27 protein-coding genes are annotated in these 26,094 nt (G+C 60.5%); 15 read left to right on the top strand and 12 right to left on the bottom strand.

Annotated features, from left to right (window positions below; genetic code table 11):
* Positions 1 to 18 precede the first annotated feature (18 nt).
* On the top strand, positions 19 to 540 hold the full coding sequence (gene gloA, locus ACQY47_RS29035) for a lactoylglutathione lyase (RefSeq protein ID WP_017135498.1): 522 nt from the start codon (positions 19 to 21) through the stop codon (positions 538 to 540).
* A gap of 105 nt (positions 541 to 645) precedes the next feature.
* On the opposite strand, the gene ahpF is transcribed toward gloA, so the two are convergent.
* The 3 genes from ahpF to ACQY47_RS29020 all read right to left on the bottom strand — a co-directional run bounded on the left by ahpF (position 646) and on the right by ACQY47_RS29020 (position 3,968).
* On the bottom strand, positions 646 to 2,211 hold the full coding sequence (gene ahpF, locus ACQY47_RS29030) for an alkyl hydroperoxide reductase subunit F (protein ID WP_099549863.1): 1,566 nt from the start codon (positions 2,209 to 2,211) through the stop codon (positions 646 to 648).
* A gap of 127 nt (positions 2,212 to 2,338) precedes the next feature.
* Positions 2,339 to 2,902, bottom strand: a complete 564-nt coding sequence (gene ahpC, locus ACQY47_RS29025; protein WP_010210361.1) for an alkyl hydroperoxide reductase subunit C — start codon at positions 2,900 to 2,902, stop codon at positions 2,339 to 2,341.
* Positions 2,903 to 3,035: 133 nt separating this feature from the next.
* Positions 3,036 to 3,968: a site-specific integrase gene (locus ACQY47_RS29020; RefSeq protein ID WP_428554160.1), complete on the bottom strand. Its 933-nt coding sequence runs from the start codon at positions 3,966 to 3,968 to the stop codon at positions 3,036 to 3,038.
* Between the two features lie 170 nt (positions 3,969 to 4,138).
* On the opposite strand from ACQY47_RS29020, the gene ACQY47_RS29015 reads away from it, so the two are divergent.
* Positions 4,139 to 5,146, top strand: coding sequence for a DNA-binding protein (locus ACQY47_RS29015; protein ID WP_099549864.1), 1,008 nt, complete (start codon positions 4,139 to 4,141; stop codon positions 5,144 to 5,146).
* Here ACQY47_RS29015 and gorA read toward each other — a convergent pair whose 3' ends face one another.
* Together gorA and galU are read right to left on the bottom strand one after the other, a co-directional pair.
* Positions 5,147 to 6,505: a glutathione-disulfide reductase gene (gene gorA, locus ACQY47_RS29010; RefSeq protein ID WP_428554157.1), complete on the bottom strand. Its 1,359-nt coding sequence runs from the start codon at positions 6,503 to 6,505 to the stop codon at positions 5,147 to 5,149.
* A 97-nt stretch (positions 6,506 to 6,602) separates the two neighbouring features.
* On the bottom strand, positions 6,603 to 7,442 hold the full coding sequence (gene galU / locus ACQY47_RS29005; RefSeq protein ID WP_003212579.1) for a UTP--glucose-1-phosphate uridylyltransferase GalU: 840 nt from the start codon (positions 7,440 to 7,442) through the stop codon (positions 6,603 to 6,605).
* Positions 7,443 to 7,750: 308 nt separating this feature from the next.
* Here galU and ACQY47_RS29000 point away from each other — a divergent pair, with 308 nt between their 5' ends.
* Positions 7,751 to 7,939, top strand: coding sequence for a hypothetical protein (locus ACQY47_RS29000; protein WP_428554152.1), 189 nt, complete (start codon positions 7,751 to 7,753; stop codon positions 7,937 to 7,939).
* A 144-nt stretch (positions 7,940 to 8,083) separates the two neighbouring features.
* Positions 8,084 to 8,368, top strand: a complete 285-nt coding sequence (locus tag ACQY47_RS28995; RefSeq protein ID WP_017135492.1) for a hypothetical protein — start codon at positions 8,084 to 8,086, stop codon at positions 8,366 to 8,368.
* 9 nt (positions 8,369 to 8,377) lie between these two features.
* On the opposite strand, the gene ACQY47_RS28990 is transcribed toward ACQY47_RS28995, so the two are convergent.
* Both ACQY47_RS28990 and ACQY47_RS28985 read right to left on the bottom strand, forming a co-directional pair.
* Positions 8,378 to 8,608, bottom strand: a complete 231-nt coding sequence (locus ACQY47_RS28990; protein WP_017135491.1) for a hypothetical protein — start codon at positions 8,606 to 8,608, stop codon at positions 8,378 to 8,380.
* 210 nt (positions 8,609 to 8,818) lie between these two features.
* Positions 8,819 to 9,169 (bottom strand): hypothetical protein, encoded by a 351-nt coding sequence (locus tag ACQY47_RS28985; protein ID WP_065929976.1) that lies wholly within the window; start codon positions 9,167 to 9,169, stop codon positions 8,819 to 8,821.
* 213 nt (positions 9,170 to 9,382) lie between these two features.
* Here ACQY47_RS28985 and ACQY47_RS28980 point away from each other — a divergent pair, with 213 nt between their 5' ends.
* The 11 genes from ACQY47_RS28980 (at position 9,383) to ACQY47_RS28930 (ending at position 19,324) form a co-directional block, all read left to right on the top strand.
* Positions 9,383 to 9,685 (top strand): DUF1883 domain-containing protein, encoded by a 303-nt coding sequence (locus tag ACQY47_RS28980; protein ID WP_003173824.1) that lies wholly within the window; start codon positions 9,383 to 9,385, stop codon positions 9,683 to 9,685.
* Positions 9,686 to 9,711: 26 nt separating this feature from the next.
* Positions 9,712 to 9,870 carry a hypothetical protein gene (locus ACQY47_RS28975; RefSeq protein WP_017135489.1) on the top strand — a complete coding sequence of 53 codons (159 nt, stop codon included), beginning with the start codon at positions 9,712 to 9,714 and terminating at the stop codon, positions 9,868 to 9,870.
* 3 nt (positions 9,871 to 9,873) lie between these two features.
* The gene (alkB, locus tag ACQY47_RS28970; RefSeq protein ID WP_428554145.1) at positions 9,874 to 10,539 is read left to right on the top strand and encodes a DNA oxidative demethylase AlkB; all 666 of its coding nucleotides are present in this window, start codon (positions 9,874 to 9,876) and stop codon (positions 10,537 to 10,539) included.
* Positions 10,540 to 10,614: 75 nt separating this feature from the next.
* Positions 10,615 to 11,667: a bifunctional DNA-binding transcriptional regulator/O6-methylguanine-DNA methyltransferase Ada gene (ada, locus tag ACQY47_RS28965; protein ID WP_186616964.1), complete on the top strand. Its 1,053-nt coding sequence runs from the start codon at positions 10,615 to 10,617 to the stop codon at positions 11,665 to 11,667.
* Between the two features lie 280 nt (positions 11,668 to 11,947).
* Positions 11,948 to 13,012 (top strand): NAD(P)H-dependent flavin oxidoreductase, encoded by a 1,065-nt coding sequence (locus ACQY47_RS28960; RefSeq protein ID WP_428554140.1) that lies wholly within the window; start codon positions 11,948 to 11,950, stop codon positions 13,010 to 13,012.
* 113 nt (positions 13,013 to 13,125) lie between these two features.
* Positions 13,126 to 13,899 carry a molybdate ABC transporter substrate-binding protein gene (modA, locus tag ACQY47_RS28955; protein ID WP_262380238.1) on the top strand — a complete coding sequence of 258 codons (774 nt, stop codon included), beginning with the start codon at positions 13,126 to 13,128 and terminating at the stop codon, positions 13,897 to 13,899.
* Positions 13,896 to 14,582, top strand: coding sequence for a molybdate ABC transporter permease subunit (gene modB / locus ACQY47_RS28950; RefSeq protein WP_186616988.1), 687 nt, complete (start codon positions 13,896 to 13,898; stop codon positions 14,580 to 14,582). Before modA ends, modB begins: the two co-directional genes overlap by 4 nt.
* A 5-nt stretch (positions 14,583 to 14,587) precedes the next feature.
* The gene (gene modC, locus ACQY47_RS28945; RefSeq protein WP_428554137.1) at positions 14,588 to 15,667 is read left to right on the top strand and encodes a molybdenum ABC transporter ATP-binding protein; all 1,080 of its coding nucleotides are present in this window, start codon (positions 14,588 to 14,590) and stop codon (positions 15,665 to 15,667) included.
* Positions 15,668 to 15,741: 74 nt separating this feature from the next.
* Positions 15,742 to 16,782: a DNA topoisomerase IB gene (locus ACQY47_RS28940; RefSeq protein ID WP_099549872.1), complete on the top strand. Its 1,041-nt coding sequence runs from the start codon at positions 15,742 to 15,744 to the stop codon at positions 16,780 to 16,782.
* Between the two features lie 133 nt (positions 16,783 to 16,915).
* The gene (locus ACQY47_RS28935; protein ID WP_428554133.1) at positions 16,916 to 18,550 is read left to right on the top strand and encodes an ABC-F family ATP-binding cassette domain-containing protein; all 1,635 of its coding nucleotides are present in this window, start codon (positions 16,916 to 16,918) and stop codon (positions 18,548 to 18,550) included.
* Between the two features lie 69 nt (positions 18,551 to 18,619).
* A complete protein-coding gene (locus ACQY47_RS28930; RefSeq protein WP_017135480.1) occupies positions 18,620 to 19,324 on the top strand; it encodes a YoaK family protein in 705 nt (234 codons plus the stop codon).
* Positions 19,325 to 19,469: 145 nt separating this feature from the next.
* Here ACQY47_RS28930 and ACQY47_RS28925 read toward each other — a convergent pair whose 3' ends face one another.
* The 5 genes from ACQY47_RS28925 to ACQY47_RS28905 form a co-directional block, all read right to left on the bottom strand.
* Positions 19,470 to 19,823: a hypothetical protein gene (locus ACQY47_RS28925; protein WP_017135479.1), complete on the bottom strand. Its 354-nt coding sequence runs from the start codon at positions 19,821 to 19,823 to the stop codon at positions 19,470 to 19,472.
* Positions 19,824 to 20,137: 314 nt separating this feature from the next.
* Positions 20,138 to 23,659 carry a molybdopterin cofactor-binding domain-containing protein gene (locus ACQY47_RS28920; RefSeq protein WP_428554128.1) on the bottom strand — a complete coding sequence of 1,174 codons (3,522 nt, stop codon included), beginning with the start codon at positions 23,657 to 23,659 and terminating at the stop codon, positions 20,138 to 20,140.
* Positions 23,656 to 24,147 (bottom strand): (2Fe-2S)-binding protein, encoded by a 492-nt coding sequence (locus tag ACQY47_RS28915; RefSeq protein ID WP_017135477.1) that lies wholly within the window; start codon positions 24,145 to 24,147, stop codon positions 23,656 to 23,658. Before ACQY47_RS28915 ends, ACQY47_RS28920 begins: the two co-directional genes overlap by 4 nt.
* 143 nt (positions 24,148 to 24,290) lie before the next feature.
* A complete protein-coding gene (locus ACQY47_RS28910) occupies positions 24,291 to 24,725 on the bottom strand; it encodes a MarR family winged helix-turn-helix transcriptional regulator (protein ID WP_026013564.1) in 435 nt (144 codons plus the stop codon).
* A gap of 189 nt (positions 24,726 to 24,914) precedes the next feature.
* On the bottom strand, positions 24,915 to 25,967 hold the full coding sequence (locus ACQY47_RS28905) for a 2,5-dihydroxypyridine 5,6-dioxygenase (protein ID WP_428554123.1): 1,053 nt from the start codon (positions 25,965 to 25,967) through the stop codon (positions 24,915 to 24,917).
* Positions 25,968 to 26,094: the final 127 nt, after the last annotated feature.

Raw genomic sequence — 26,094 nt, 5'->3', positions numbered from 1 at the left:
ATTTTTTCTGGAGGGCCCATGAGCCTGCACGATCTGAACACTTTCCCGGGCGTCACCGCCCAACCTGACACCGCCACGTCGAACTTCGTGTTCAACCACACCATGCTGCGGGTCAAGGACATCACCAAATCGCTGGACTTCTACACCCGCGTATTGGGCTTTTCCCTGGTTGAAAAGCGCGACTTCCCGGAAGCCGAATTCAGCCTCTACTTTCTGGCCCTGGTGGACAAGGCCCAGATTCCAGCCGACGCCGCCGCGCGCACGCAGTGGATGAAGTCGATCCCTGGCATCCTCGAACTGACCCACAACCACGGCACCGAAAACGACGCCGACTTTGCTTACCACAACGGCAATACTGACCCGCGTGGCTTTGGCCATATCTGCATTTCGGTGCCGGATATTGTCGCCGCTTGCGAGCGTTTTGAAGCCTTGGGCTGTGATTTCCAGAAGCGCCTGAGCGATGGCCGCATGAAAAGCCTGGCGTTCATCAAAGACCCGGATGCTTACTGGGTTGAGATTATTCAGCCGGCGCCGCTGTAAGCGTTCTGCGTGACGCGGAGCGTCACCGGATGCATTCCCACGTAGAACGTGGGAACGAGAAAACCCCATGATCACTCATGGGGTTTTTTATTTTCGCAGCCGGATTTAAGCGGGTGCCGAGGTACGGATCAGGTGATCAAAAGCACTCAGCGAAGCCTTCGCGCCCTCGCCTACCGCAATCACGATCTGCTTGTACGGCACGGTCGTCACGTCACCGGCAGCAAACACGCCCGGCAGTGAAGTTTCGCCACGCGCATCGACGATGATCTCGCCGCGCGGGGTCAATTCCACCGTGCCCTTGAGCCAGTCGGTGTTGGGCAACAAGCCGATCTGAACAAAGATGCCTTCCAGGTCGATGGTCTTGAACTCGCCGCTGTCACGATCCTTGTACGCCAGACCAGTGACCTTCTGGCCATCGCCTTTGACTTCACTGGTCAATGCGCTGGTGATCACGTCCACGTTCGGCAGGCTGTAGAGCTTGCGCTGCAACACGGCATCGGCGCGCAACTTGCTGTCGAACTCGAGCAAGGTCACGTGGCTGACGATACCGGCCAGGTCAATGGCTGCTTCAACGCCGGAGTTACCACCGCCGATCACTGCCACACGCTTGCCTTTGAACAACGGGCCGTCGCAATGCGGGCAGAAGCACACGCCGCGGGCCTTGTATTCCTGCTCGCCCGGCACACCCATCTCGCGCCAGCGGGCACCGGTGGCCAGAATCACGGTTTTGGACTTGAGGGTCGCACCGCTTTCAAAGCGAATTTCGTGCAAGTCACCGGCATTTTTTGCCGGGATCAGACGGCTGGCACGCTGCAGGTTCATGATGTCCACGTCGTACTGACGCACATGCGCCTCCAGGGCGCTGGCCAGTTTCGGCCCTTCGGTCTCCTGCACGGAGATGAAGTTCTCGATGGACATAGTGTCCAGCACCTGGCCGCCGAAACGCTCAGCTGCCACGCCGGTGCGAATACCTTTGCGTGCGGCGTAGATAGCTGCGGCAGAACCGGCTGGGCCACCACCGACCACCAACACATCAAAGGCCTCTTTGGCGCTGATTTTCTCGGCGGCCTTTTCGATACCGCTGGTGTCGAGCTTGGCGAGGATCTCTTCCAGGCCCATGCGGCCCTGGCCGAAGTTCACACCATTGAGGTACACGCTGGGCACTGCCATGACCTGGCGTTCATCGACCTCAGCCTGGAACAGCGCGCCGTCGATGGCGACGTGGTGGATGTTCGGGTTAAGCACGGCCATCAGGTTCAGCGCCTGAACCACGTCAGGGCAGTTCTGGCACGACAGCGAGAAGTAGGTCTCGAAGCTGAACTCGCCTTTCAAGGCACGAATCTGTTCAATCACTTCGACACTGGCCTTCGACGGGTGGCCACCGACTTGCAGCAGGGCCAGCACCAGCGAAGTGAATTCATGGCCCATGGGGATGCCGGCAAAACGCAGGCTGATATCGGCACCCGGGCGGTTGATGGAGAACGACGGCTTGCGCGCATCATTGCCATCGGTTTTGAGGGTAATCAGCGTGGTGAGGCTGGTTACGTCCTGCAACAGGGCAAGCATTTCCTGGGATTTCGCACCGTCGTCGAGGGAGGCGACGATCTCGATCGGCTGGGTGACCCGTTCCAGGTATGACTTCAACTGAGCTTTAAGATTGGCGTCCAACATGCGGGCGATTTCCTGTTAATTCGGTTTATTGCAGACAAAAAAACGCCCGAGCGAATCTCGCCCGGGCGTTTTGAGGGCGGTGCAGCTTACTTAAGGTGCGGCAACCCGCCCTTGATGTTTCACAGACTTAGATCTTGCCGACCAGGTCCAGGGACGGAGCCAGAGTAGCCTCGCCTTCTTTCCACTTGGCTGGGCAGACTTCGCCCGGGTGAGCAGCGACGTACTGAGCGGCCTTGATTTTGCGCAGCAGCTCGGAAGCGTCACGGCCAACACCGCCGTCGTTCAGTTCAACGATCTTGATCTGACCTTCCGGGTTGATCACGAAGGTGCCGCGGTCTGCCAGGCCAGCTTCTTCGATCAGTACGTCGAAGTTGCGCGAGATGGTCAGGGTTGGGTCGCCGATCATGGTGTACTGAATTTTGCCGATGGCTGGCGAAGTGTTGTGCCAGGCAGCGTGGGCAAAGTGGGTATCGGTGGAAACGCTGTAGATTTCGACGCCCAGTTTCTGGAATTCGGCGTAGTTGTCAGCCAGGTCTTCCAGTTCGGTTGGGCAAACGAAGGTGAAGTCGGCTGGGTAGAAGAAGACTACGGACCATTTGCCTTTCAGGTCAGCGTCCGACACGTCTACGAAGTTGCCGTTTTTGTAGGCGGTCGCTTTGAACGGTTTTACTTGGCTGTTGATGATAGGCATCGGTGACTCTCCGTCAGTGGTTGAAAAGTTGATGAGATGAATCCTACTCACTCTTTCCGTCGGTGGCTCATTGGCAAACCTGATGCTGACGATTGGTTTTCCCTATCAGGTATCTGTATTAATAGAAGAAATCTCAAACCAGCGGTGGAGTCGCCAAGGTCATGCCCAAAAAGGGTGTCGCTTCAACATAGCGCATGGCGGATTTCATGTCGCTCCAGCCGACGTAACTCATCAGCGACTTGATGTCCCAGCCACTGCGATGGGCCCAGGTGGCGAAACCGCGGCGCAGCGAGTGGCTGGTGTATTGATCAGCCGGAATGCCCGCGCGCTCCAAAGCCTGGCGCAGCAGCGGGATCACGCTGTTGGGGTGCAGCCCCTCCTCGCCCAGGTTGCCCCAGCGATCAATCCCCCGAAACACTGGCCCCCGCACCAGGGCCGAAGCGCTTAGCCAGTCGCTGTAGGCCTGCACCGGGCACAAGCGCAGCAACGCCGGCGTCTGGTAGGTTTTGCCGAGGTTGTCGCGGTCACTTTTGCTGCGCGGCAGGTACAGGCTGATGCCGGCGCCGGGCACCGCTTGCACGTGTTCGATGCTCAGGCGACATAACTCGTCGCTGCGAAAGCCGCGCCAGAAGCCCAGCAGGATCAACGCAGTGTCGCGCTTGGCGCGCAGCAAGCGCGGCTGATCCTGCGCTTCAATGGCCTGCCTGGCTTCAACCTCAAGTGATGCCACCACCTGTTCAAGGTGCTTGAGCTGCAAAGGTTCGGCCTGCTTCTCCCGTGCCGGGTGCACCGCCCGAATGCCCTTGAGCACCTTGCGCACCACCGGCGCCTTGGTCGGGTCCGGGAAACCCTGGCTGGTGTGCCACTGCGCAAGCGCCGAGAGCCGCAGCTTCAAGGTGTTGACCGCCAGCACCCCGGCATGGGCCACCAGGTAGCGCGCCACGCTGTCGCTGGTGGCTGGCAGGAACCCGCCCCAACTCACTTCGAAATGCTCGATGGCTGCGCGATAGCTGCGCCGCGTGTTGTCGCGGGTGGCGGCGTTGAGGTAACGGTCCAGGTCGCTCATGAAAGGCCTATTCGTACTGCTGGCGGGTGTATTAACGGTTAAAACGGCTCTGACACGGGATAATACGCCAATATCCCATCTGTTAAATCATGAATTTAAACAGGTTTTTATTCGTGATAAAGTATGTATCTACATACCATGTACCACAGTACTAAATCGACGGAGACTTCATGGCGCGCGGCGGCATAAACAAAGCAGTGGTTCAAACGGCACGCCTGGCGATCCTGGCCCGTGGCGAAAACCCGAGCATCGACGCGGTGCGCATCGAAATGGGCAATACCGGCTCGAAAACCACGATTCATCGCTATTTGAAGGAACTCGATGACAGCGAAACCCGGCTGACCATCACCCAGGCGCCCATCGACGATGAACTGGGCGAGTTGGTAGCACGGCTGGCTCAACGCCTTAAAGACAAGGCCCAGGAGCCGATTGACGCGGCACTGGCGCAGTTCGAGCAGCAAAAAGCCGCCCTGCTCGCCCAGGTGCAAACGCTTGAAGAAGCCCACGGCCAGCTCAAGCAGCAATTGGATATCCAGGCCGCCGCACTGGCCGAAGAAAGCGCCGCCTTGCAGACCGCCAGCACCAGCCTGCAAACCGAACAAACTCGCAATGCGGGGCTAAGCCAGGCGTGCAGCGATTACGAGTTGCGCATGAATGACAAGGACGAGCAGATTCGCTCGCTGGAAGACAAACACTTGCACGCCCGCGACGCGCTTGAGCACTACCGCAATGCGGTGAAGGAGCAACGCGAGCAAGAGCAACGGCGCCATGAAGGCCAGCTGCAGCAGGTGCAGGCCGAGCTGCGCCAGGCGCAACAAAGCGCCATGGTGCGCCAGGATGAGATCACCCAGCTGCATCGCGATAATGAGCGGCTACTGATCGAGCACCGCGTGACCAGCAAGGAACTGACCGCCCTGCAGGAGCAATCACGCAAGGAACAGGCGCAGCAGCAAACACTCAGCGAACAGCTGGGCCGCATGGAAAGCGAACGCACCCTGCTTCAGGAGCGCTTGCGGGTTGCGGTAGAGGAAAGTCAAGCGCGCCAGGCAGCGCTGAGTGAGCAACAGCAGGTGAGCAAAACCCTGGAACTGGACCTGATCAAGGCCCAGGCCAGTATCGAGGCATTGCGCCTGGCGGCCGTCGTTGCAACGCCGCCAGAGGCAACCGCCGACGCCTGATCAGCCCGCTACAGGCGTGCGCATTGTGACGAACTCTTCCGCCGCCGTAGGGTGCACGCCGATGGTTTCATCGAAATGCTGCTTGGTCGCGCCCGCCTTGAGCGCGATCGCCAGGCCCTGGACGATCTCACCCGCATCCGGCCCGACCATGTGGCAACCCAGGACTTTGTCGGTGTCGGCGTCGACCACCAGCTTCATCAAGGTTTTTTCCTGGCAATCGGTCAACGTCAGCTTCATCGGCCGGAAGCGGCTTTCGAAGATCTGCACGTTATGGCCGTTTTGCTTCGCGTCTTCTTCGCTCAGGCCCACGGTGCCGATATTCGGCAGACTGAACACCGCGGTCGGGATCATCGCGTAATCGACCGGACGGTATTGCTCGGGCTTGAACAGGCGACGAGCAACCGCCATGCCTTCGGCCAGCGCGACGGGCGTCAATTGCACGCGCCCGATCACATCGCCAATGGCCAGGATCGAGGCTTCGGCGGTCTGGTACAGGTCGTCGACTTCGACAAAGCCACGCTCATCCAATTTGACGCCGGTGTTTTCCAGCCCCAGGTTGTCGAGCATCGGGCGGCGGCCGGTGGCGTAGAACACGCAATCGGCTTCGAGCACGCGGCCGTCTTTGAGGGTGGCCTTGAGGCTGCCGTCAGCCTGTTTGTCGATGCGCTCGATATCGGCATTGAATTGCAGGTCGAGGCCGCGCTTGGTCAGCTCTTCCTTCAGGTGCGTGCGCACTGCGCCGTCAAACCCGCGCAGAAACAGGTCGCCGCGATACAGCAAGGTTGTCTGGGCGCCCAAGCCATGGAAGATGCCCGCAAACTCGACGGCGATGTAGCCGCCGCCCACTACCAGCACGCGCTTGGGCAGCTCTTTGAGGAAGAACGCCTCGTTGGAGCCTATGGCGTGCTCACGGCCCGGGATTTCCGGGATCTGCGGCCAGCCGCCCGTCGCGATCAGGATGTGCCTGGCCGTAAAGCGCTCGCCATTGATCTCCACCTGGTGCGGATCAACCAAACGCGCATGCCCTTCGTGCAGGGTCACGCCACTGTTAACCAGCAGGTTGCGGTAGATGCCATTGAGGCGGTTGATTTCACGGTCTTTGTTGGCGATCAGGGTCGCCCAGTCAAAGTTCGCTTCACCCAACGACCAGCCGAAACCGCTGGCCTGCTCAAAGTCTTCGGCGAAATGCGCGCCGTACACCAGCAGTTTTTTCGGCACGCAGCCAACGTTCACGCAGGTACCGCCCAGGTAACGGCTTTCAGCTACCGCCACTTTAGCGCCAAAGCCTGCGGCAAAGCGCGCCGCGCGAACACCGCCGGAACCGGCGCCAATTACATACAGATCAAAATCGTAGGCCATTTCACTCTCCTCGGCAGGGCACCAGCATACCGACTTACATGGGGCTGAAAAACGAAAAAGCCACCCGAAGGTGGCTTTTTGGGCGGGCTACCGTGAATCAGTAAGCCTTACCGGTCTTGTAGAAGTGCTCGTAGCAGAAGTTGGTGGCCTCAATGTAGCCTTCAGCGCCACCACAGTCGAAGCGACGGCCTTTGAATTTGTAGGCGATCACGCAGCCATCTTTGGCTTGCTTGAGCAGGGCGTCAGTGATTTGAATCTCGCCGCCTTTGCCTGGCTCGGTTTCTTCGATCAGCTTGAAGATGTCCGGCGTCAGGATGTAACGACCGATAATCGCCAGGTTCGACGGCGCATCTTCCGGCGCTGGTTTTTCAACCATGTCACGCACGCGAATCAGGCCATCACCAATGTCGTCGCCGGCGATCACGCCGTACTTGTTGGTTTCCTGAGGGTCGACCTCTTGAACCGCAACGATGGTGCAGCGGTATTTCTGGTACAGCTTGACCATCTGGGTCAGTACGCCGTCGCCTTCCAGGTTGACGCACAGGTCATCAGCCAGCACCACGGCGAACGGTTCGTCACCGATCAGCGGGCGGCCAGTGAGGATGGCGTGGCCAAGGCCTTTCATCTGGGTTTGACGGGTGTAGGAGAACGAGCACTCGTCGAGCAGTTTACGGATGCCGACTAGGTATTTTTCCTTGTCGGTGCCCTTGATCTGGTTTTCCAGCTCGTAGCTGATATCGAAGTGGTCTTCCAGCGCGCGCTTACCGCGGCCGGTAACAATGGAAATTTCGTTCAAGCCGGCATCCAGTGCCTCTTCGACGCCGTACTGAATCAGTGGCTTGTTCACCACCGGCAGCATCTCTTTGGGCATGGCTTTGGTCGCTGGCAAGAAGCGAGTGCCGTAACCGGCTGCTGGGAACAAGCATTTCTTGATCATATAAGTCCTTACAAAGGGCTGTGCGTACGGAATTCGGCGCAGTCTAATCAGGCCGCAGTCACCTTACAATGGGTCCTGCTGGCGTTGCGATGTCAACATAGAGAAAAAATGTGCGCGTAAGTTCCGCTGATCCTACGAAGAGCATTCACTCAGGGCGCGACATAACCAGCCATCGCCCCTTTGCTTACGAGCGCCTCAATGGTTTTAGCACGCTTTTCGCGGCAGGGCACTGACCTGCAACAACTTGCGCGCCTCGGGGCCAATTGGCGCTATCATTACTGGCTTGAACCAGACCACGAGATTGATAGATGTCAGAACCAAAAGGCGTAAACGGCTACCTGATCACCCAGCGTGCGGACGGCTGGCACCTGATCAACTTCCACGGTGACAGCGTCGCCGGGGTATTCGCGAGCGAAAGCATGGCCGTTGCGGTGGCTGAAGTGTTTGTGGACGAAGCCGGCCACGCATCGAGCAAGCGCCCCAAGGACAAAAAGTAAGCGTCATTGCTTGCGCACAAAGCCCCGGTCAACGGGGCTTTTTTGTGTTTGTCTGTACCTTGATGGCCGTTCGCTATAATCTTGCTACGAACGCCCCACGACAGTGTCTGCGCCCCTCCTACACCCTCGACGACGACCCAACACATGAACAAGATTCTGGCACTGACTGCGGCCCTGGCGCTGATGACCGGCTGCACCACCACGTCCGACACCTACCTGAAAAACGGCGAGCAAGGCCTGACCATCGACTGCTCGGGCGAGGCCAATTCATGGGCCAGTTGCTACGAAAAAGCTGACGCTTCGTGTGCGGGCACCGGTTACCGCATCGTCGGCACCGAAGGTACGCCGGCACTCAAGGAGAGCGACAAGACCCTGGGCAAAGACGTAGGCAACTTCAAGAGCCGTAGCGTCGTCGTGGTGTGCAAGTAATACTGCGTACTACAGATGAACCTCGGCGAACTTGAGCCCCAGGCCACGCAAGGTCTCGATCAGGTCATCCAGGCGCGGGAATGACTCAACCTCATCCTGATCGTCGACCAGAAAGTAACTGCGGCCGCCGCTCTTCTTGAAAAATACGATCCACTCGCCCAGGTCGGCGGGGTTCTGGATAACATGGGTGGCCGATATTTGGCCTTCGGCATGTCGGGCTTTGACGTGTTCTCGTTTCATGACGGGCTTTCCAGGAAGGACTAATGCCGCGCAAACCCAAAGTTTGAGCGGCATCTTTGCATTGAATGGCCGACAGTTTAACGGATGCCCTGCCCGATCAGCACTCCCTCTACAAGCGACAACACCCGAATAAACGCAAAAAAAAGCCTGACGCTGCAATGGCAGGGTCAGGCTTTTTTATCGGGTTCAGTACGCGGATAAACCAAAGGCTCAGCCGGAGATGCAATCCTCCCCGGCTTTCTTGATGTCGCCTGGGCGAATCGGCACATTTGACATGCTTTCATAGAGCTTGATACTGCTGCCGCTGGAGCGTTCTTCGATCTCGAAGATCGCCGAAGGGTCGGCCGAGAATTTCTGCGGAACAATCACCTGTACACCGTCCTTATGCGGCTCAATCTGCGGCGGCCGACGCGTCGCCTCCAGTTTTCGGACCACACAGGCAGCATATTCAGGCGGTTTTTTGCCTGAAATAACCACCAGGGTTGGCGGGGTCTGCTTGATATCTGCAACCGAAGCACATCCACCTAACGCCAAGGCCAGAACCAACACACTCCACTTCATACTTAAACCTCCGATAAAGACCCTACGACCGCGAAGAGAGGAAATTTCTCCCGCCCATGTGGGATTTATCTCTGAAAACTTGGGAAATAACTGTTTTAAATTGTCGAAGTCGTCGACGACGACCCGATAATAATCGCGTCAGGGCTGATAAACTCTATCTTAACCTACGTATCATTCTGATTTTTCAGAAAAAGCCCTTCTGGAGACACCCCCATGAAATTCATCCACCAGCGCGAGCACCTCAACGAGGGCGACATCGTTGTCATCGAATGCTCGCAGACCTGCAACATTCGCCTGATGAGCGATGCCAATTTCCGCAGTTTCAAGAACGGTGGCCGCCACACTTACCACGGCGGCGCGTTCGACAAATTCCCGGCAAAAATCACCGCACCCAGCACCGGGTTCTGGAACATTACCCTGGATGTGGTCACGCGCCGCGCCATCAGCGTGACCCGCAAACCTGCGTTGTCCCACAAGATTCGCATTGTTCGCCGCACCAGCACCAAACTAAGCTGAGCCGAACCCTCGACAGGAAAACCGCTGTGACTAAATACGTTATGAAGTACAAGCTCAATGGCGAACGTCGCTTTGAATTCGCCCTGCTGCAATCGGGAAGCGTTGAAGAAGCCAAAGAAGCCCTGGCAAAAATCCACGATGCCACCGATGAAATCACCGACATCACCGTGAGCAAGGCCCTGTAACCCATGCCAGGCCCGACGGCTGATCTGTTCGCTGAGGATGCCTTGCAGCAACCGGCGGGGCGCGAGCAGATTGGCGAAGAGTCCTACGTACTCAGGGGCTTCGCCCTGCCCTGGACTGAACGCCTGCTGCCTGAACTGCGACGGGTGTTGGCCCAATCGCCGTTTCGACAAATGGTCACACCCGGCGGCTTCACCATGTCGGCCGCACTCAGCAGTTGCGGCACATTGGGTTGGACCACCGACAGCACCGGCTACCGCTACAGCCCGATTGACCCCCGCAATCAGCAGCCCTGGCCGGCTATGCCCGAAACGTTGCGTGAACTGGCCACGCTTGCCGCAGCCGAAGCTGGCTTCAGCGCATTTGCCCCGGATGCCTGCCTGATCAACCGCTATGTGCCGGGCGCCAAGATGTCCCTGCATCAGGATAAAAACGAACGCGCCTATAGCGCCCCTGTGGTTTCAGTCTCCCTGGGCCTGCCGGCGATCTTCCTGTTTGGCGGCCATGAGCGCAGCAGCAAAACTCAAAAAGTTTCACTGTTCCACGGCGACGTGGTGGTCTGGGGCGGCGTGGATCGTTTGCGTTTTCATGGGGTGATGCCGATTAAAGAGGGCGTGCATCCGGTCATGGGCCCGCAGCGCATCAACCTGACCTTTCGCACCGCTGGCTAATTTGACCGCAAGCTTCAGAGTGCCGGCCATCTGCAACGCGGTTAATCTGGCCGTGATCCGTCAAGAGTGCAGGCCATGACCACCGAACAAGACCCCCGCTGGGCCGCCATCGTCGCCCGTGATGCCAAGGCTGACGCCCTGTTTGTCTACGGCGTTAAAACCACCGGCGTGTATTGCCGCCCCAGCAGCGCCTCGCGATTGCCACGCCCGGAGAACATCGAATTCTTCGACACCCCTGCCCAGGCTGAAGCGGCGGGTTATCGCCCAAGCAAACGCGCGGCCGGCGACCAGACTCAATTGGCGGCCCTCCACGCCCAACGGGTGGCCGAGGCGTGCCGGCAGATCGAGCAGGCCGAAACCGCGCCCAGCCTGGAAGCACTCGCCAGTGGCGCCGGGCTGAGTTCATTCCATTTTCATCGCATATTCAAAGCGGTGACCGGCCTGACGCCCAAGGGATATGCCAGCGCCCTGCGTTCGCGCAAAGTTCGCCACGGCCTCAAGGGCGAGCATTCAGTGACCGATGCGTTGTATGACGCGGGCTTTAATTCCAACAGCCGCTTTTATGAATCAGCCAACCAACTGCTCGGCATGAAGCCCAGCGACTACAAAGCCGGCGGCACCAACAGCACGATTTTGTTTGCCGTGGGCCAATGTTCACTTGGGGCGATTCTGGTGGCGCAAAGCCAACGCGGCGTGTGTGCGATTTTATTGGGCGATGACCCGGACACCTTACTGCGCGACCTGCAAGACCAGTTCCCCAAAGCCGAACTGGTCGGCGCAGATCATGAGTTCGAACAGTTGATCGCCCAGGTCGTGGGTTTTATCGAAGCCCCTGCCCTGGGGTTGAATTTACCCCTGGACCTGCGCGGCACCGCCTTTCAGGAACGGGTGTGGCAGGCACTGCGCGACATCCCGGTGGGCAGCACCGCCAGCTACGCGCAGATTGCTGTGCAGATCGGCGCGCCCAAATCGTTTCGCGCGGTGGCCCAGGCCTGTGGCGCCAACAGCCTGGCGGTGGCGATTCCCTGCCACCGCGTGGTGCGCAGTGACGGGGCGTTGTCGGGCTACCGCTGGGGCGTAGAGCGCAAGCGGCAACTGCTGGAGCGCGAACAGTCGGTGAAACGCTAGCGAACACCGATACACACCAGCGCCACATCGTCAGCCTGATACATTTCGAATGTCAGTCACAAAGACAACCTCACGCTGTACCCGGCGTTCCAGGCGTTTTTTCAAGGCCACGCAGGCGACAACGCGAACGCCGGGCGCATCCATGCGGTGTTGGGGCACGCCATCGACGCATGGCAGCGCACGAAATTACCCCCTCGTCCAGTGAATAAAACAGACTGGCCGGGTGCCAATGGCCCTGTTAAAACAGCGCAAAGTCTTATTCACGCTGGAGACGCATCCCATGAGCACCTGGCCAGACACCCGAATTCTCGACCTGCTGGGCATCGACGTGCCTATCATCCAGGCCCCGATGGCCGGCGCCACCACCACAGCGATGGTCATCGCCGCCAATCAAGCCGGCGCCTTGGGCTCGATGCCCGCCGCAGCGCTGAGCATCGAGCAACTGCGCGACGCCTTGAACACCATTCGCCAGGCCAGCGCGAGCCCGATCAACGTCAATTTCTTCTGCCATCAACCGCCAGCAGCTGATAACGCGCGTGACCACCGTTGGAAAACGTTGCTGGAGCCCTACTACCGCGAGCTGGGCGCTGATTTTGATGCACCAACACCGGTGTCCAACCGTGCGCCGTTCGACGAAGCCGCCTGCAAAGTCGTCGAAGAATTTCGCCCCGAGGTGGTGAGTTTTCACTTTGGGCTACCGGAAAAAGCCTTGCTCGACCGGGTAAAAGCCACCGGCGCCAAGGTGCTGTCCTCGGCCACCACCGTTGAAGAAGCCATTTGGCTCGAACAGCATGGCTGCGATGCAATCATCGCGATGGGCATTGAAGCCGGTGGGCACCGAGGGATTTTCCTCAGTGACGACCTCGACACCCAAATCGGCTTGATGGCGCTGGTGCCGCAAATTGTCGACGCGGTGAAGGTGCCGGTGATCGCCGCAGGCGGCGTTGGCGATGCACGTGGCATCGTCGCGGCATTGGCCCTGGGTGCCTCGGCGGTGCAAATCGGCACTGCGTACCTGTTTACTCCCGAAGCCAATGTCAGCGTGTCCCATCACTATGCCTTGCGCCATGCCCAGGCCAGCGAAACCGCGCTGACCAACCTGTTCACCGGCCGCCCGGCGCGCGGCATCGTCAACCGGGTGATGCGCGAACTCGGTGCGATCAACCCGTCTGCCCCAGCATTCCCAACTGCCGGCGGCGCCTTGATGGCGCTCAAGGCCAAGGATGAAGCCGGCTTCAGCAACCTGTGGGCAGGCCAGGCGCTGCGTCTGGGTAGAGATATTTCTACGTATGACTTGACCCGCCAGTTGGCCGAACAGGTGCTGGCCAAGCTCAAGCGCCACTGACACTTGGGGCAACTTTGCACTGTACCGGCAATGGCCAACCGCTATATATTCCCATACATAGCGGTAAAGCCTTCTACCTATAACAAGCCGTACAACCCCCAAGGAGCTGCTTCATGACGATCCGCGCCTCACGCCTGGCCCCTACTGCCCTGGCCACCCTGATTGCCGCTTTTACTTTTGGCTCAGCCCACGCCGATGAAGTCCAGGTGGCTGTCGCCGCCAACTTCACCGCGCCGATCCAGGCGATTGCTGCCGATTTCGAAAAAGACACCGGCCACAAATTGGTCGCCGCCTACGGCGCTACCGGCCAGTTCTATACCCAGATCAAGAACGGTGCGCCGTTCGAAGTGTTCCTCAGCGCCGATGACACCACCCCGCAAAAACTTGAAACCGAAGGCGATACGGTCAAAGGTTCGCGCTTCACCTACGCAGTCGGCACCCTGGCGCTGTGGTCGGCCAAAGAAGGTTACGTAGATGCCAAAGGCGAGGTGCTGAAGAAAAACGACTTCAAACACCTGTCCATCGCCAACCCGAAAGCGGCACCTTATGGCCTGGCGGCCACTCAAGTGCTGGCTAAAGAAGGCCTCACCGAGAAGGTCAAGGACAAGCTGGTCGAAGGCCAGAACATCACCCAGGCGTATCAGTTCGTGTCCACCGGCAACGCCGAGCTGGGCTTTGTGGCGCTGTCGCAGATCTACAAGGACGGCAAGGTCACCAGCGGTTCGGCGTGGATCGTGCCGGCGGCCATGCACGACCCGATCAAGCAAGACGCGGTAATCCTCAATAAAGGCAAGGACAGCGCGGCGGCCAAAGCCTTGGTTGAATACCTCAAGGGGCCAAAAGCCGCTGCGGTGATCAAGTCCTACGGTTACGAATTGGCCAACTGACTATGCCGCTGTCGAGTGCCGATTTTTCCGCCATCTGGTTGACCATTAAACTGGCGTCACTGACGACTGTGATCCTGCTGATCATCGGCACTCCGATCGCCCTGTGGCTGTCGCGCACCCACTCCTGGTGGCGCGGCCCCATAGGCGCGATTGTCGCGTTGCCGTTGGTGTTGCCACCGACGGTCATCGGCTTTTACCTGCTGCTGACCATGGGTCCCAACGGCTACTTCGGCCAGTTGACCCAATGGCTGGGCCTGGGCACCCTGACCTTCAGCTTCGCCGGGCTGGTGATCGGCTCGGTGATCTATTCCATGCCGTTCGTGGTGCAGCCGTTGCAAAATGCCTTCTCCGCCATCGGCACGCGCCCATTGGAAGTGGCGGCGACGCTGCGTGCCAACCCATGGGACACGTTTTTCACGGTGATCCTGCCCCTGGCCCGCCCCGGCTTTATCACCGCCTCGATTCTTGGCTTTGCCCACACCGTCGGTGAGTTCGGCGTGGTGCTGATGATCGGCGGCAATATCCCCAACAAAACCCGCGTGGTCTCAGTGCAGATCTATGACCACGTCGAAGCCATGGAATATGCCCAGGCCCACTGGCTGGCCGGCTCCATGGTGGTGTTCGCTTTTCTCGTATTGCTGGCGCTCTATTCCAGCCGTAAAACCAAGATGGGCTGGAGCTGACCGCAATGATTGAAGTACGCCTGAACGTGAAGTACCCAGGCTTCGCCCTGGACGTGGACCTGCACCTGCCCGGCCGTGGCGTGACCGCGTTCTACGGGCATTCCGGCTCAGGCAAGACCACTTGCCTGCGCTGTATCGCCGGGCTTGAGCGCGCTGAAGACGGGTTTATCCAGGTCAACGAAGAGGTCTGGCAAGACAGCCGTAACGGCGTGTTTTTGCCGCCGCATAAGCGCGCACTGGGGTATGTGTTCCAGGAAGCGAGTCTGTTTCCCCACCTGTCGGTGCGTGCCAATCTGGAGTTCGGCCTCAAGCGTATTGCCCGTCCGCTTCGCCGTGTGGACATGGCCCAGGCCGCCGAACTGCTGGGCATCGGCCACTTGCTTGAACGCCACCCGCAGCACTTGTCCGGCGGCGAACGCCAGCGCGTCGGCATCGCCCGCGCATTGCTCACCAGCCCGCAGTTGTTGTTGATGGATGAGCCGCTCGCGGCCCTGGACAGCAAGCGCAAAAGCGAGATCCTGCCCTACCTCGAACGCCTGCACGATGAGTTGGATATTCCGGTGCTGTACGTCAGCCATGCCCAGGATGAAGTGGCGCGCCTGGCCGATCACATCGTGCTATTAAGCGACGGCAAGGCGCTGGCCAGCGGCCCCATCGGCGAAACCCTGGCTCGCCTGGACTTGCCGATGGCGCTCGGCGATGACGCCGGCGTGGTCATCAATGGCAGCGTGATTGCCTACGATGAACACTATCAACTGCTCACCCTGCAATTGCCCGACAGCCCGTTGCAAATGCGCGTGGCTCACGCACCGCTGGCGTTGGGCAAACCGTTGCGGGTCAAGGTGCAAGCACGCGACGTCAGCCTCAGCCTGCACGCCGAAGAAGCCAGCAGCATCCTCAACCGCTTGCCGGTGACGGTCACCCAGGAAATAGCGGCGGACAACAGCGCCCACGTGCTGGTGCGCCTGGATGCCGGCGGTACGCCACTGCTGGCGAGGATTACCCGCTTCTCCCGCGACCAACTGCACCTGCATCCGGGCCAGGTGTTGTGGGCGCAAATCAAGGCGGTGGCCGTACTGGCGTAAGTATTTGGCACGCGCGCAAAACCCTGCGGTCAATCAGGTATACCGGCCTGATCTGTTGCCAAGGAACTTGCACCATGCCCGACTCTGCGCTGCCTGCCGACCTGCCCCGCGACCTGCATTATGTTGACGACACCCAACCCGGCATCCGCCGTAAAAAACTGCGCGGCACGTTTCAGTATGTCGACCCCAAAGGCCAGCGCATCACCGATGCCGATGAAATCAAGCGCCTGAATGCGTTGGCCGTGCCACCGGCCTACACCGACGTGTGGATCTGCGCCGACCCGCGCGGCCACCTGCAAGCCACCGGCCGTGATGCGCGGGGCCGCAAGCAGTACCGCTATCACAGCCGCTGGCGCGAAGTGCGCGACACCGACAAATACTCGCGCCTGCAAGAGTTCGGCAAGGCCTTGCCCAAATTACGCAAACAATTGGAAGCGCAAATCGCCGCGCCTGGGTTCACCCGTGAAAAAGTCCTGGCCACCGTGGTGATGCTGCTGGACGCCACATTGATCCGCGTCGGCAACACCCAATATGCCCGCGACAACAAATCCTACGGGCTGACCACCCTGCGCAACCGCCATGTGGACATCAAGGGCAGCGAAATCCAGTTCCAGTTTCGCGGCAAGAGTGGCGTCGAACACCAGGTCAGCGTCAAGGACCGGCGCCTGGCCACGGTGGTCAAGCGTTGCCTTGAACTCCCGGGCCAGAATCTGTTTCAGTACCTGGACGAAGACGGCGAGCGCCACACCGTCAGTTCCCACGACGTGAATGCCTATTTGCACAGCCTCACCGGCGCCGATTTTACCGCCAAGGACTACCGCACCTGGGCCGGCACGGCGATGGCCCTGGCGGTGTTGCGCGAATTGGAATGGCAGCCCGAATCCGATGCCAAGCGGCATGTGGTGGCGATGGTCAAGGATGTTGCCAAGCAGTTGGGCAATACGCCAGCAGTGTGCCGCAAGTGCTATATCCACCCGGCGGTGTTGGAGCATTTCAGCCTGGGCGAGCTGTCCAAGCTGCCCAAGCCACGGATGCGCAAAGGCCTTAAAGCCGAAGAAGTCGCGCTGGCGATGTTCCTGGAGCAATTGGCCGCCGACTTGCCCAAGCACGCCTAGCTGAGTTAGCCTGCGGGTCCCTTCTGACTCACGGGATGAGCGCCGACGTGAACAACTAAGCCTTCCAGAATGTATTTGCAACGAGCCGCCTGGCGCGCTTGTTGGCCTGTTCGACATTTTTTTGGAGGTGCTGATGACTGACGTCAAACGCCTGCCCGTATTGGTTTCCCTGCAACACGTGTCGTTCCAGTTCGCCAATGGCGAAACCTTGCTGGACGACCTCACACTGTCCATTGATTACACACCCACCGGGATTGTCGGCCGTAATGGTCGCGGCAAAAGTATCCTGGCGCGCTTGCTGGCCGGCGTACTTGCGCCCTCTTGCGGTACGCTCGATGGCAAGGCCCGCGTAGCCTACGTCGCACAGAGCCTGACGCTGCAACCGGGAGCAAGCCTTGCGCAGATCACCGGTACTGCCCAGGCATTGGCCGCGCTTGAGCGCATGGCCCGAGGCGAGGCCTGGGCCGGTGACCTTGAGCTGATTGACGATCGCTGGGACCTTGCCGAACGCTTGCGTGCCGCACTTGATGACGCGGGTTTACACGCACTCGGTTTTGAAGCCCCAGCCACTCAACTGAGTGGCGGCCAACTGGCCAGGGTTGTCGTAATCGGTGCGCTATTGGCCGCGCCGGATCTGCTGGTACTGGATGAGCCCACCAACCACCTCGACAGCCATGGGCGCGAGTGGCTGCTGCGGGTTTTGAGCAACTGGCGCGGCGGCTTGGTGGTGGTCAGCCATGATCGACAGCTGCTCAATACCCTGGCGCGTATCGTCGAACTGTCGCCCCTTGGCATGCGTGTGTATGGCGGCAATTACGCTGCCTATCGCCAGCAGCGCGATACCGAACAACACGCTGCCGCCATGGCACTTGAGCATGCTCGCCTGCAACGCAGCCGCGAGCGCAAGCGCCTGCAAAAGGATCACGACAGCCTGCAACGCGATGCCGCACGCTCACGCAAGCATGCCGAAACCGCCAACGTTGATCGCTTTACCAAAGCCCGCTGGAAAGGCGCCGCCACGGAAATCGTCAGCACGGTGCGCAGCGCTCACCACGCCTATAAGAATGAGCTGGATGGGCAGGTGCGCCAAGCCTATGCGCGTGTCGTCGATGAAACCCCCACGTTGCTCGCCCTGCCCGGCTCGGCCTTGCCCAACGGCCGCCACGTACTCACCCTGGAAAATGCCCAACTGCCGTGGCTCGACCCACACCAGCCAGCCACTTACCTGACGCTCAACTTGAACGGCCCGGTACGCGTGGCCGTGCGTGGGCCAAACGGTTGCGGCAAGTCCACGCTGCTCAAGCTGCTGGCCGGCCAATGGCAAGCGGTCAGCGGCGCCTGCACGGTGTCGATACCCGCCGCGTATATCGATCAGCACCTGGCGCTGCTGATGGATGAGCGCTCCATCGTCGAACAACTCAACCTGCTCGACACGCCCCTGGCCGAAGCCGAGCTGCGCACGCGCCTGGCCTTGTTGCAGCTGGACGCCCTGCGCGTCACCCAACCCACCGGCCAACTGAGCGGTGGCGAACGCTTGAAAGCCGCCATGGCGATCGCCTTGTGGCGCGATGCCCCGGCGCAACTGCTATTGCTGGACGAGCCCACCAACCATCTGGACCTGGAATCGGTACTGGCCTTTGAACAGGCGCTGCGCGGGTTTAGCGGGGCCATTGTTGCGGTGTCCCATGACGAGGCGTTCATTAACGCGATCCGGCCGACCCATCATTTGATCTGGCAGCACACCGGCTGGCGACTGGAAAGTGTCTGAGGTCATTGCATGCACCGCCAAAGCGTCCTACGGTAGTGGCCGAGTAATCTCACCGCGGAGCCCGGTCCTATGTTGCCTTCGTCCCAAAGGCTTTATGCCAATGCAGCGCTTGCCCATCGCCAACGCTGGCGCGGGCGGGTCGGATTGATGCTGGTGGCCAGCCTGTCGGTGCTGGCGGGCATGACCGATGCGATTGGCTTTATGGCCAGCGGGGATTTTGTTTCATTCATGAGCGGCAACACCACGCGCCTGGCGGTGGCAATCAGCGCCGGTGACCTGGGCCTGACCGGGCGCCTGCTGTTGCTGGTGGCGGTATTTGTGCTGGGCAACGCCTTGGGGGTGGTGGTCAGCCGCTTCAGCCGCCGGCATGCGCTGCCTTTGCTGCTGTGCATCGCCGCCTTGTTGTGCGGCGCGGCGCTGTGGCCCTTCGACGATACGTTGCCGGCGCTGCTGGCGGCGATCCTGGCCATGGGCATGCTCAATGCGGCGGTGGAAGAGGTCAACGGTTTGCCGGTGGGCCTGACCTATGTGACCGGCGCGCTCTCACGTTTTGGTCGCGGGTTGGGGCGCTGGATAATGGGGGAGCGGCGTAACGGTTGGCGGGTGCAACTGGTGCCGTGGGTCGGCATGTTCGTGGGCGCCGTGATCGGCGCGGTGCTGGAGCACCAGCTCGGGCTCAAGGCGCTGCTGGTGAGTGGCGCATTGGCCGCCGTGCTGGGGCTGGTGTCACTGAAGATTCCCCGGCGCTGGCACTTGGGCTACATGCCGCGATAGGAAGGAAACGAGGCCCGCTCGACGATCAGGCCTCGACGTCCGTGTACTGGTAAAGAGCCATCGCGTCGAGCGAGCGGGAGGAATAATAAGCCAATGTCCGGCGGCTGTCCCGCCGGGCATTTCCGAAAAATGCTAAGGAGACAGCCTACAGACAGGTGGCCAGTGCGGCCAACCGCCGCTTGGCCGGCATCGTGTCCTGGGCGGCATAGTATTTGACGCTGGAGCCGCCACCGGCTACGCGCACATCGGCAAAGTAGTCACCGCCCGTGGTGTAGACGGTAAAACCGCCTGTTTCGAGCGGCTCTTTGAAGCCACCGGCATCCACGCCGAACACGGCCTCGTCCTGCCAGCCGAACTGGATGCATTGGGCAACCACCAATGTGGCCTTGTCCGACGCAAGGGTCTTGTAGGGCTGGCCGCTGCGCGCGTCCTTCATCTTCGAGCCCGCACAGCCAGACAGTGCGGCCACTGTCAATGCGCCAATTACCAGCTTTCGCATGCCATCGCTTCCTTGAAAAAAATGCGACTCTACCACTCTCCGGTGATTGTCTGATGCCTGCATGAATTTTGTTTCACTGTAAAAGGGGCGCCTGGCACCTATAGTCGGCAGGCTCATTTTTAAGAAGTATCCCTTCTGCCCGCTCTCCCGCGGGCTTTTTTTTGCCTGGTTATTTTTAGTGATTTGTGGGGGCGATTTCAGATCAAGATCAAAAACGCAGATCAAGAGACCGCTGACTTCGCCGGCGAAAAGGATGCAAGGGCCAGAGCAACAGCAACAGCAGAGCCAGCTCCCACAGTTTTAACCGCGTTCTGTCAGTGCGTGCCGGGGTTAGCGCGCAAGTGCGCTACCTTTTGTTCCAGGCCTTTCCACGCCGGCGCATTCGGCGCAAATTGCCCGCGCAGGTAGTCGACCAGATCCGCCACCTGGCCATTCGACAGGCTGTCCTTGAAGCCCGGCATATACCCCAAGTCCTGGGTCGCCGGGCTGCTGATCCCTTGCAAAATCACCTTGATCAAATTATCCGGCTGGTCGCTGAACACATTGGTATTGGTCGCCAATGACGGGCTCACCCCGAACAGCTTCGGCCCCAGGCCATCGGCATGACAGGCTTTGCATGAGCCTTCGAATACACGTCGGCCATTGGGGTTGGGCAGCGACACCGTCGCCACCGTTTGCGCCTCGGCAGTGGCCTCGCCATTAAGTGACGCCAGGTACACCGCCATCGCACGAATATCGGCCTTGGGCAGCTTTGACAACTCACTCACCACCGGCCCCATCGGGCCAGCCGCCACGCCATGGGCATCGGAATAGCCAGTGCTCAGGTAGTTGAACAACTGGTCCTCGGTCCACGGCGTCGGTGCCTTGGACAAGCCCGTCAACGCGGGCGCCTCCCAGCCATCGACCATGCCCCCGGCCAGAAAGGATTTGCCGCCCTTCTGCGCGCCCATCAGGTTGCGCGGCGAGTGGCACGCGGCGCAGTGCCCGAGGCCATTGACCAAGTAATTGCCGCGATTCCATTGCTCGCTGCGCTCAGGCTGCGGGGTGATTTCACCACGCCGCAGGTTCAGTGCATTCCAGCCGGCCATCAATGGTCGGATATTGAACGGAAAGCGCATGGCATTCGGCGTCGGCGCCTGGCTGACCGGCGCCTGGGACATCAGGTAGGCATACAACGCCTGCAGGTCGGCATCATTGATATTGCGAAACGCCGTGTAGGGAAACGCCGGGTACAGGTTGCGTCCATCGCGGCCAATGCCGTCACGCATCGCCCGCTCGAATGCCGGGTAGGACCAGGCGCCGATGCCGGTTTTCACGTCTGGGGTGATATTGCTGCTGTACAGCGTGCCGAACGGCGTTTGCATCGCCAGGCCGCCGGCATTGGTCGCACCACCGGGCGCGGTATGGCACACCGCGCAATCGCCGACAGCCGCCAGCAAGCGCCCGCGTTCCAGGGTGGCCTTGGACCAGGTGCCCGCGCCGGGCGGCGCAATCGGTGCGATTTCAGGGTGAAACGGCCAAGCGGTGGCCAGCACTGCGCCCAAGGTGGCAAACAGCGCACCGAACCACCACTTCCTGCGTTTTTCCGGCGACTTGGCAGGCTCGCCAAGGCTGCCTGCATTCAGCGCCGCCAATACCCGTTCGGGCGTTATCGGCAGCTCGCGAAAACGAATGCCGGTGGCGTCATAGATCGCATTGGCAATCGCCGCCGCACTCGGCACCGAAGCCGACTCGCCGGCGCCCATGGGCGGCTGGTCCTGGCGCGGCATCATCAGCACGTCGATCCTGGGCACTTCGGGGAAGGTCAGGATCGGGTAGCCGCCCCACTCCTTGCTCGCCACCGTCGACTCCTCAAAGGTCACCCGCTCCTTGAGCACACGGCTGGTGGACTGGATCACATTGCCGTGGATCTGATGCTGCACGCCCGCCGGGTTGATCATCATCCCCGAGTCATGGCCGATCACCACCCGCGTCACCGACACATCACCGGTGTGTTTGTCGATCGCCACGTCCGCCACCCACGCCGCCCACGCCGCGCCGAAACCGGGGAATTTGCTGTGGATATAGCGCGCATAGGCAAAACCGCGACCGCGTAACAGGTGGTCTTCGTTGGCGGTTTGCATCGGCGCCGTGCGCGGTGACCAGTTGGCACGTTCGGCGGTGGATTTGACCAGCTCGATGGCGCGCTCGTCCTTGAGGTAACGCAGGCGGTATTCCACCGGGTCGACGCCCGCGGCAAACGCGAGTTCGTCGATATAGGATTCATGCGCAAAGGTGTTGGGCAGCGCCGATACGCCGCGCATCCACGAGGCGCGCACGATGGGTGCCATGTCGTTGATAGTCACGCGCATATCGTCGATGGCATAGGGCGGGATCGAGGTGCGGTCGCCCATCTCGAACATCGCCGCCACCGGCTCCACCCGGCCGGTGAGCAACAGCGCCAGAGTCGGCGCGCCGTTGGACGGGTAGCTGGTTTCAAAGTCATAGGCGGCAATGCTGCCGTCGGCATTGAGCCCGCCGTCAACATCCATCAACTGCGCGGTGCCCTTGGGTTCCCACAGGTGTTCCTGTTCGCGGGTCAGTTGCACGCGCACCGGCTTGCCCACCGCGCGCGACAGCAGCAAGGCATCGGCGCACACATCGTCCGCACAGTTGCGCCCGTAACAGCCGGCGGCTTCCATGCGGATCACGTCGACCAGCGCTTCGTCGCATTCCAGCAACCACGCAAGGTCTGCGCGCAGCAGGTGCGGGTTCTGGCTGCCCGACCACACGCGGCTGCCGGTTGCTTGATAGTCCGCCACGCCGCACGAAGGCCCGATCGAACCATGCATCTGGTACGGCCACAAATAGCTGCGCGGCATGCGCTGGCTGGCGCCCGCCAAGGCTTCGTCGACGTTGCCCTGATCGAGCACCGTGCGGCGTACCCGTGGGTTGTTGCGGATGGCCTGCTCGACATCGCTCATGTCCGGCAAGGCGTTGTTCCACGGTTTCCAGTGCACCTGGAGTTCGTGGGCGGCCTTGATCGCCTGTTCTTCGCGCATCGCCACTACACCGACAAAATCGCGAATCACCACCACCGCGACAATGCCGGGGATATGCGCGATGGACGCCTCATCCACACTCAGCAGGCTGTTGCCGACAAACTCACCGCAGTCGAGCCCCGCATACGGCGGGCGTACCACGCGGCCATGGAGCATGTCCGGCACGCGCATGTCGTGCACATAGGTCAACTCGCCGGTGGCCTTGCCGGGAATATCCACGCGCGCGGCGCCCTTGCCGACCAGGCGGTAGTCCTCAACAGGTTTTAACGGCGCGTCACCGCTGATGCGCAACTGGTCATGCTGGCCGCTGACCAACTCTGCGTAGGTCGTGGTGCGCCCGTCGGCAGCGTGGACAACCCCGGCTTCAACCTTGAGGCTGCCCGTGCTCACGCCCCAGCGTCCCGCTGCGCGCGCGAGCAAAAAGCGCCGGGCTTCGGCGGCCGCGTTACGCAGCGGGATCGCCGAAATCTGCAAGGTCGCGCTGGCGATCGTTGCACCCTGGTTGGGCGCACGCTCGGTATCGCCCAGAACCATCTTGACCTGCTCCATGCTCAGGTCCAGCTCTTCGGCCACAATCTGCGCCAGCGACGTGCGAATGCCGGTGCCCAGGTCCACATGGCCGTTAAAGGCATACACCAGGCCGTCATCGTTTACCGCGATGAACAACCCCAGTTCCTTGGGTTTCACGGTCGGTGTGCCGCCCTTGGCCACCGGGCCTGAAGGTGGCAGTACATCATCGACAATCAATAAGACGCCCGACTTGGCCAGCCATTGGTCACGGGAAATATCAGTCATGGTCGGCCTTCCACGCTCAAGAGGTGCGCAGCACGCAGTACGGCGCGCAGGATTTCGATATGGGTGCCGCAGCGGCACAGGTTGCCCGACAACTCATTGCGCACCTGGGCTTCGCTGGGGTTGGGGTTGCGGTCGAGCAACGCCTTGGCAGTCATGATCATGCCGTTGAGGCAATAACCGCATTGTGCCGCCTGCTCCTCGATAAAGGCTTGCTGCACGGGGTGCGGCGCCTGGCGTGTGCCGAGCCCTTCAAGGGTGACAATCTCGCGCCCGGTTGCACCCGCCAGCGGAAACACGCACGAGCGCGCCGCCACACCATCGATGATCACGGTGCACGCACCGCACTCGCCCAGGCCGCAGCCGTACTTGGGGCCGTTAAGCTGCAAGTCATTGCGCAACACCAGCAGCAGCGGCGTATCCGCCATCGCACTGACTTCGCGGATGTGGCCGTTGACCTTGAGGGCAACAGTGATGGGTGGGCTGATCATTCGCTTCGCCTGTATCAGTTGATGAAGCAATCACTACACGAAACAGCCAAAAAAAAGCGCCGCGGAGTTGGGGCCTCGCGACACACTTGGCACGTGAAGTGACTACTACATGAACTCAGAGCAAAAACGATGCCAGCGCCGGTTTATTCCTGCGGGTCGTCGATCATCTTGCGCAGCAGAAACAGCACCGCCACGCGCTCGGCGGGGTTGAGGTTGCTCATGGTCAGCTCGCTGATCTGCGCGGCGCGCGGCGCGGTTTGCGCGACCAGTTCGGCGCCGGCTGGCGACAGGTCAACCACCACCTTGCGCTTGTCCTGGGGGTCTGGTTCCAGGGTAATCAGCGCCTTGGCCTTGAGCCGCTCGACGATACCGCGAATGGTCGCCTGGTCGACGGCCGTGGCCTTGACCAGTTCAGTGAGGGAACTTGCACCGTGATCGCGCAGCGCACACAGGGTGACGAACTGCACGGCGGTGAGCTGCGAGTCGCCGACATTCTGCTGAAAAATCGCCAGGTGGCGCTGGTAGGCCTTGCGCAGCAGGTGGCCAACTTGTTCAGAGAAAACGTAGGAATCAGGCACGGCGTGGCTCGGTGGGTGATTAGCGATGGTGGGCATGATGGCGGGGATAGTGAACGGACTCAAGCCTCAAACTAAAGGAGCACGCTCAAACTGTGGGAGCTGGCTTGCCTGCGATAGCGCCGGATCAGCTAGCCGTGATGTGCCTGCCAGACCGCTATCGCAGGCAAGCCAGCTCCCACAGTTGAACACTCAACGTGCCAGGGAGGCTGGTGGTGCGACTACATCCCCCGCGATCACCACCGCCTCATCATCCAGGTACACATCACAATTACGCAGCGGAATATCCATATGGCATGGCGTCTTGCGTGTGCCGCCCACTTCGGTATTCGGCCCGGTGGAGAACAGGAAGTTGCCGTAGAACGCCCGCGCATCCATGCACATGCCATCGTTTTTGTCGTGCAAGCCCATGGCCGTCCACTGCGCCTTTGGCTGCAAGCCCCAGCCGATATGGGAGATGCCGTACACCTCCGGATCATTGAAATACTTCATGTAATCGCGCAGGTACTCGGCCTCGAAACCACCGTGGATCTTGGTGATAAAGCCCTTCTCGATCTCCAGGGTGATCTTCTCGCGGGTGTAGGTCTTGAACGGCAGCAGGATGTCACCGATATCCAGCACCAGCACACCTTCGGCGGTTTCTTCGTTGGGCCAGGAGAACAGGAAACCACTCGGCCAGTGGTCCCAGCGCCCAGGCTCATCGGCAAAGCCGTACTCGGTGACCGACGGGTATTGGCCCAGCGCTGCACGGAAATCACTGCCCGCGCGGGACTTGACGTGGATCGAGCGCGCCTTCTTCAGCAACTGCTCGGCCGCCAGCACACGCACCTTGTCGGCTTCGGTGGGCAGCATGCGCGCCAGCACTTCCGGCGGTTCCACCGCCAGCAGGATACGCGTGCCGGTCTTGAGGATCTGCTCCTGCTCAGGCGAGTGCAGCAGCATCATGGTGTCGACGATCAGGTCGGCGGCCTCCAACGCGCGCTGGGCAGCGATATTGCCGGTGAGTGCGGTGTCGCCGCAGTAGGCGGTCATGTCGTTGCCCATGGCTTTGGGATGGTTGAACGACGGCAGTTCCACCGCATACACCTTGGCCCCCAGGCGCTGCGCCGCGTCCATCGCAGCACGCACAGTGCGCGGGTCCGAGTAATGGCTCTTGAGCACGGCGACGCTCTGGGTCGGGTCGACCTTCGACAGTTTCAACACGTGTTCAAACATCTGGGTCAGTTCGCAATCGCTTACCGGCATTTTCCTGTCTCCTGTGGGGCTGCACCAAGTTCAAGCATCGCGCTTCACTCCAGTGCATTTTTATAGCGTATACGCCAATCAATACCGATAAGACCCGAATTGAAGACGAACTGCAAGTAGCGCACCA

This window comes from Pseudomonas edaphica, assembly GCF_965277385.1.
Taxonomy (GTDB): Bacteria; Pseudomonadota; Gammaproteobacteria; order Pseudomonadales; family Pseudomonadaceae; genus Aquipseudomonas; species Aquipseudomonas edaphica.
This window is presented reverse-complemented; position numbering and strand designations above follow the sequence as displayed.

Excerpts from the sequence above, each read along its gene's own strand:
- alkB (WP_428554145.1), top strand. The coding sequence starts at position 9,874 with ATGCCAGGCCCGACGGCTGATCTGTTCGCTGAGGATGCCTTGCAGCAA.
- gloA (WP_017135498.1), top strand. The coding sequence starts at position 19 with ATGAGCCTGCACGATCTGAACACTTTCCCGGGCGTCACCGCCCAACCT.
- modC (WP_428554137.1), top strand. The coding sequence starts at position 14,588 with ATGATTGAAGTACGCCTGAACGTGAAGTACCCAGGCTTCGCCCTGGAC.
- ACQY47_RS28935 (WP_428554133.1), top strand. The coding sequence starts at position 16,916 with ATGACTGACGTCAAACGCCTGCCCGTATTGGTTTCCCTGCAACACGTG.
- ACQY47_RS28980 (WP_003173824.1), top strand. The coding sequence starts at position 9,383 with ATGAAATTCATCCACCAGCGCGAGCACCTCAACGAGGGCGACATCGTT.
- ACQY47_RS29015 (WP_099549864.1), top strand. The coding sequence starts at position 4,139 with ATGGCGCGCGGCGGCATAAACAAAGCAGTGGTTCAAACGGCACGCCTG.
- ACQY47_RS28960 (WP_428554140.1), top strand. The coding sequence starts at position 11,948 with ATGAGCACCTGGCCAGACACCCGAATTCTCGACCTGCTGGGCATCGAC.
- ACQY47_RS28985 (WP_065929976.1), bottom strand. The coding sequence starts at position 9,169 with ATGAAGTGGAGTGTGTTGGTTCTGGCCTTGGCGTTAGGTGGATGTGCT.
- ACQY47_RS29020 (WP_428554160.1), bottom strand. The coding sequence starts at position 3,968 with ATGAGCGACCTGGACCGTTACCTCAACGCCGCCACCCGCGACAACACG.
- modA (WP_262380238.1), top strand. The coding sequence starts at position 13,126 with ATGACGATCCGCGCCTCACGCCTGGCCCCTACTGCCCTGGCCACCCTG.
- ada (WP_186616964.1), top strand. The coding sequence starts at position 10,615 with ATGACCACCGAACAAGACCCCCGCTGGGCCGCCATCGTCGCCCGTGAT.
- ACQY47_RS28905 (WP_428554123.1), bottom strand. The coding sequence starts at position 25,967 with ATGCCGGTAAGCGATTGCGAACTGACCCAGATGTTTGAACACGTGTTG.
- ACQY47_RS28995 (WP_017135492.1), top strand. The coding sequence starts at position 8,084 with ATGAACAAGATTCTGGCACTGACTGCGGCCCTGGCGCTGATGACCGGC.
- ahpC (WP_010210361.1), bottom strand. The coding sequence starts at position 2,902 with ATGCCTATCATCAACAGCCAAGTAAAACCGTTCAAAGCGACCGCCTAC.
- ACQY47_RS28940 (WP_099549872.1), top strand. The coding sequence starts at position 15,742 with ATGCCCGACTCTGCGCTGCCTGCCGACCTGCCCCGCGACCTGCATTAT.
- ACQY47_RS28920 (WP_428554128.1), bottom strand. The coding sequence starts at position 23,659 with ATGACTGATATTTCCCGTGACCAATGGCTGGCCAAGTCGGGCGTCTTA.
- ACQY47_RS28915 (WP_017135477.1), bottom strand. The coding sequence starts at position 24,147 with ATGATCAGCCCACCCATCACTGTTGCCCTCAAGGTCAACGGCCACATC.
- ACQY47_RS28930 (WP_017135480.1), top strand. The coding sequence starts at position 18,620 with ATGTTGCCTTCGTCCCAAAGGCTTTATGCCAATGCAGCGCTTGCCCAT.
- ACQY47_RS29000 (WP_428554152.1), top strand. The coding sequence starts at position 7,751 with ATGTCAGAACCAAAAGGCGTAAACGGCTACCTGATCACCCAGCGTGCG.
- galU (WP_003212579.1), bottom strand. The coding sequence starts at position 7,442 with ATGATCAAGAAATGCTTGTTCCCAGCAGCCGGTTACGGCACTCGCTTC.
- gorA (WP_428554157.1), bottom strand. The coding sequence starts at position 6,505 with ATGGCCTACGATTTTGATCTGTATGTAATTGGCGCCGGTTCCGGCGGT.
- ahpF (WP_099549863.1), bottom strand. The coding sequence starts at position 2,211 with ATGTTGGACGCCAATCTTAAAGCTCAGTTGAAGTCATACCTGGAACGG.
- ACQY47_RS28925 (WP_017135479.1), bottom strand. The coding sequence starts at position 19,823 with ATGCGAAAGCTGGTAATTGGCGCATTGACAGTGGCCGCACTGTCTGGC.
- ACQY47_RS28990 (WP_017135491.1), bottom strand. The coding sequence starts at position 8,608 with ATGAAACGAGAACACGTCAAAGCCCGACATGCCGAAGGCCAAATATCG.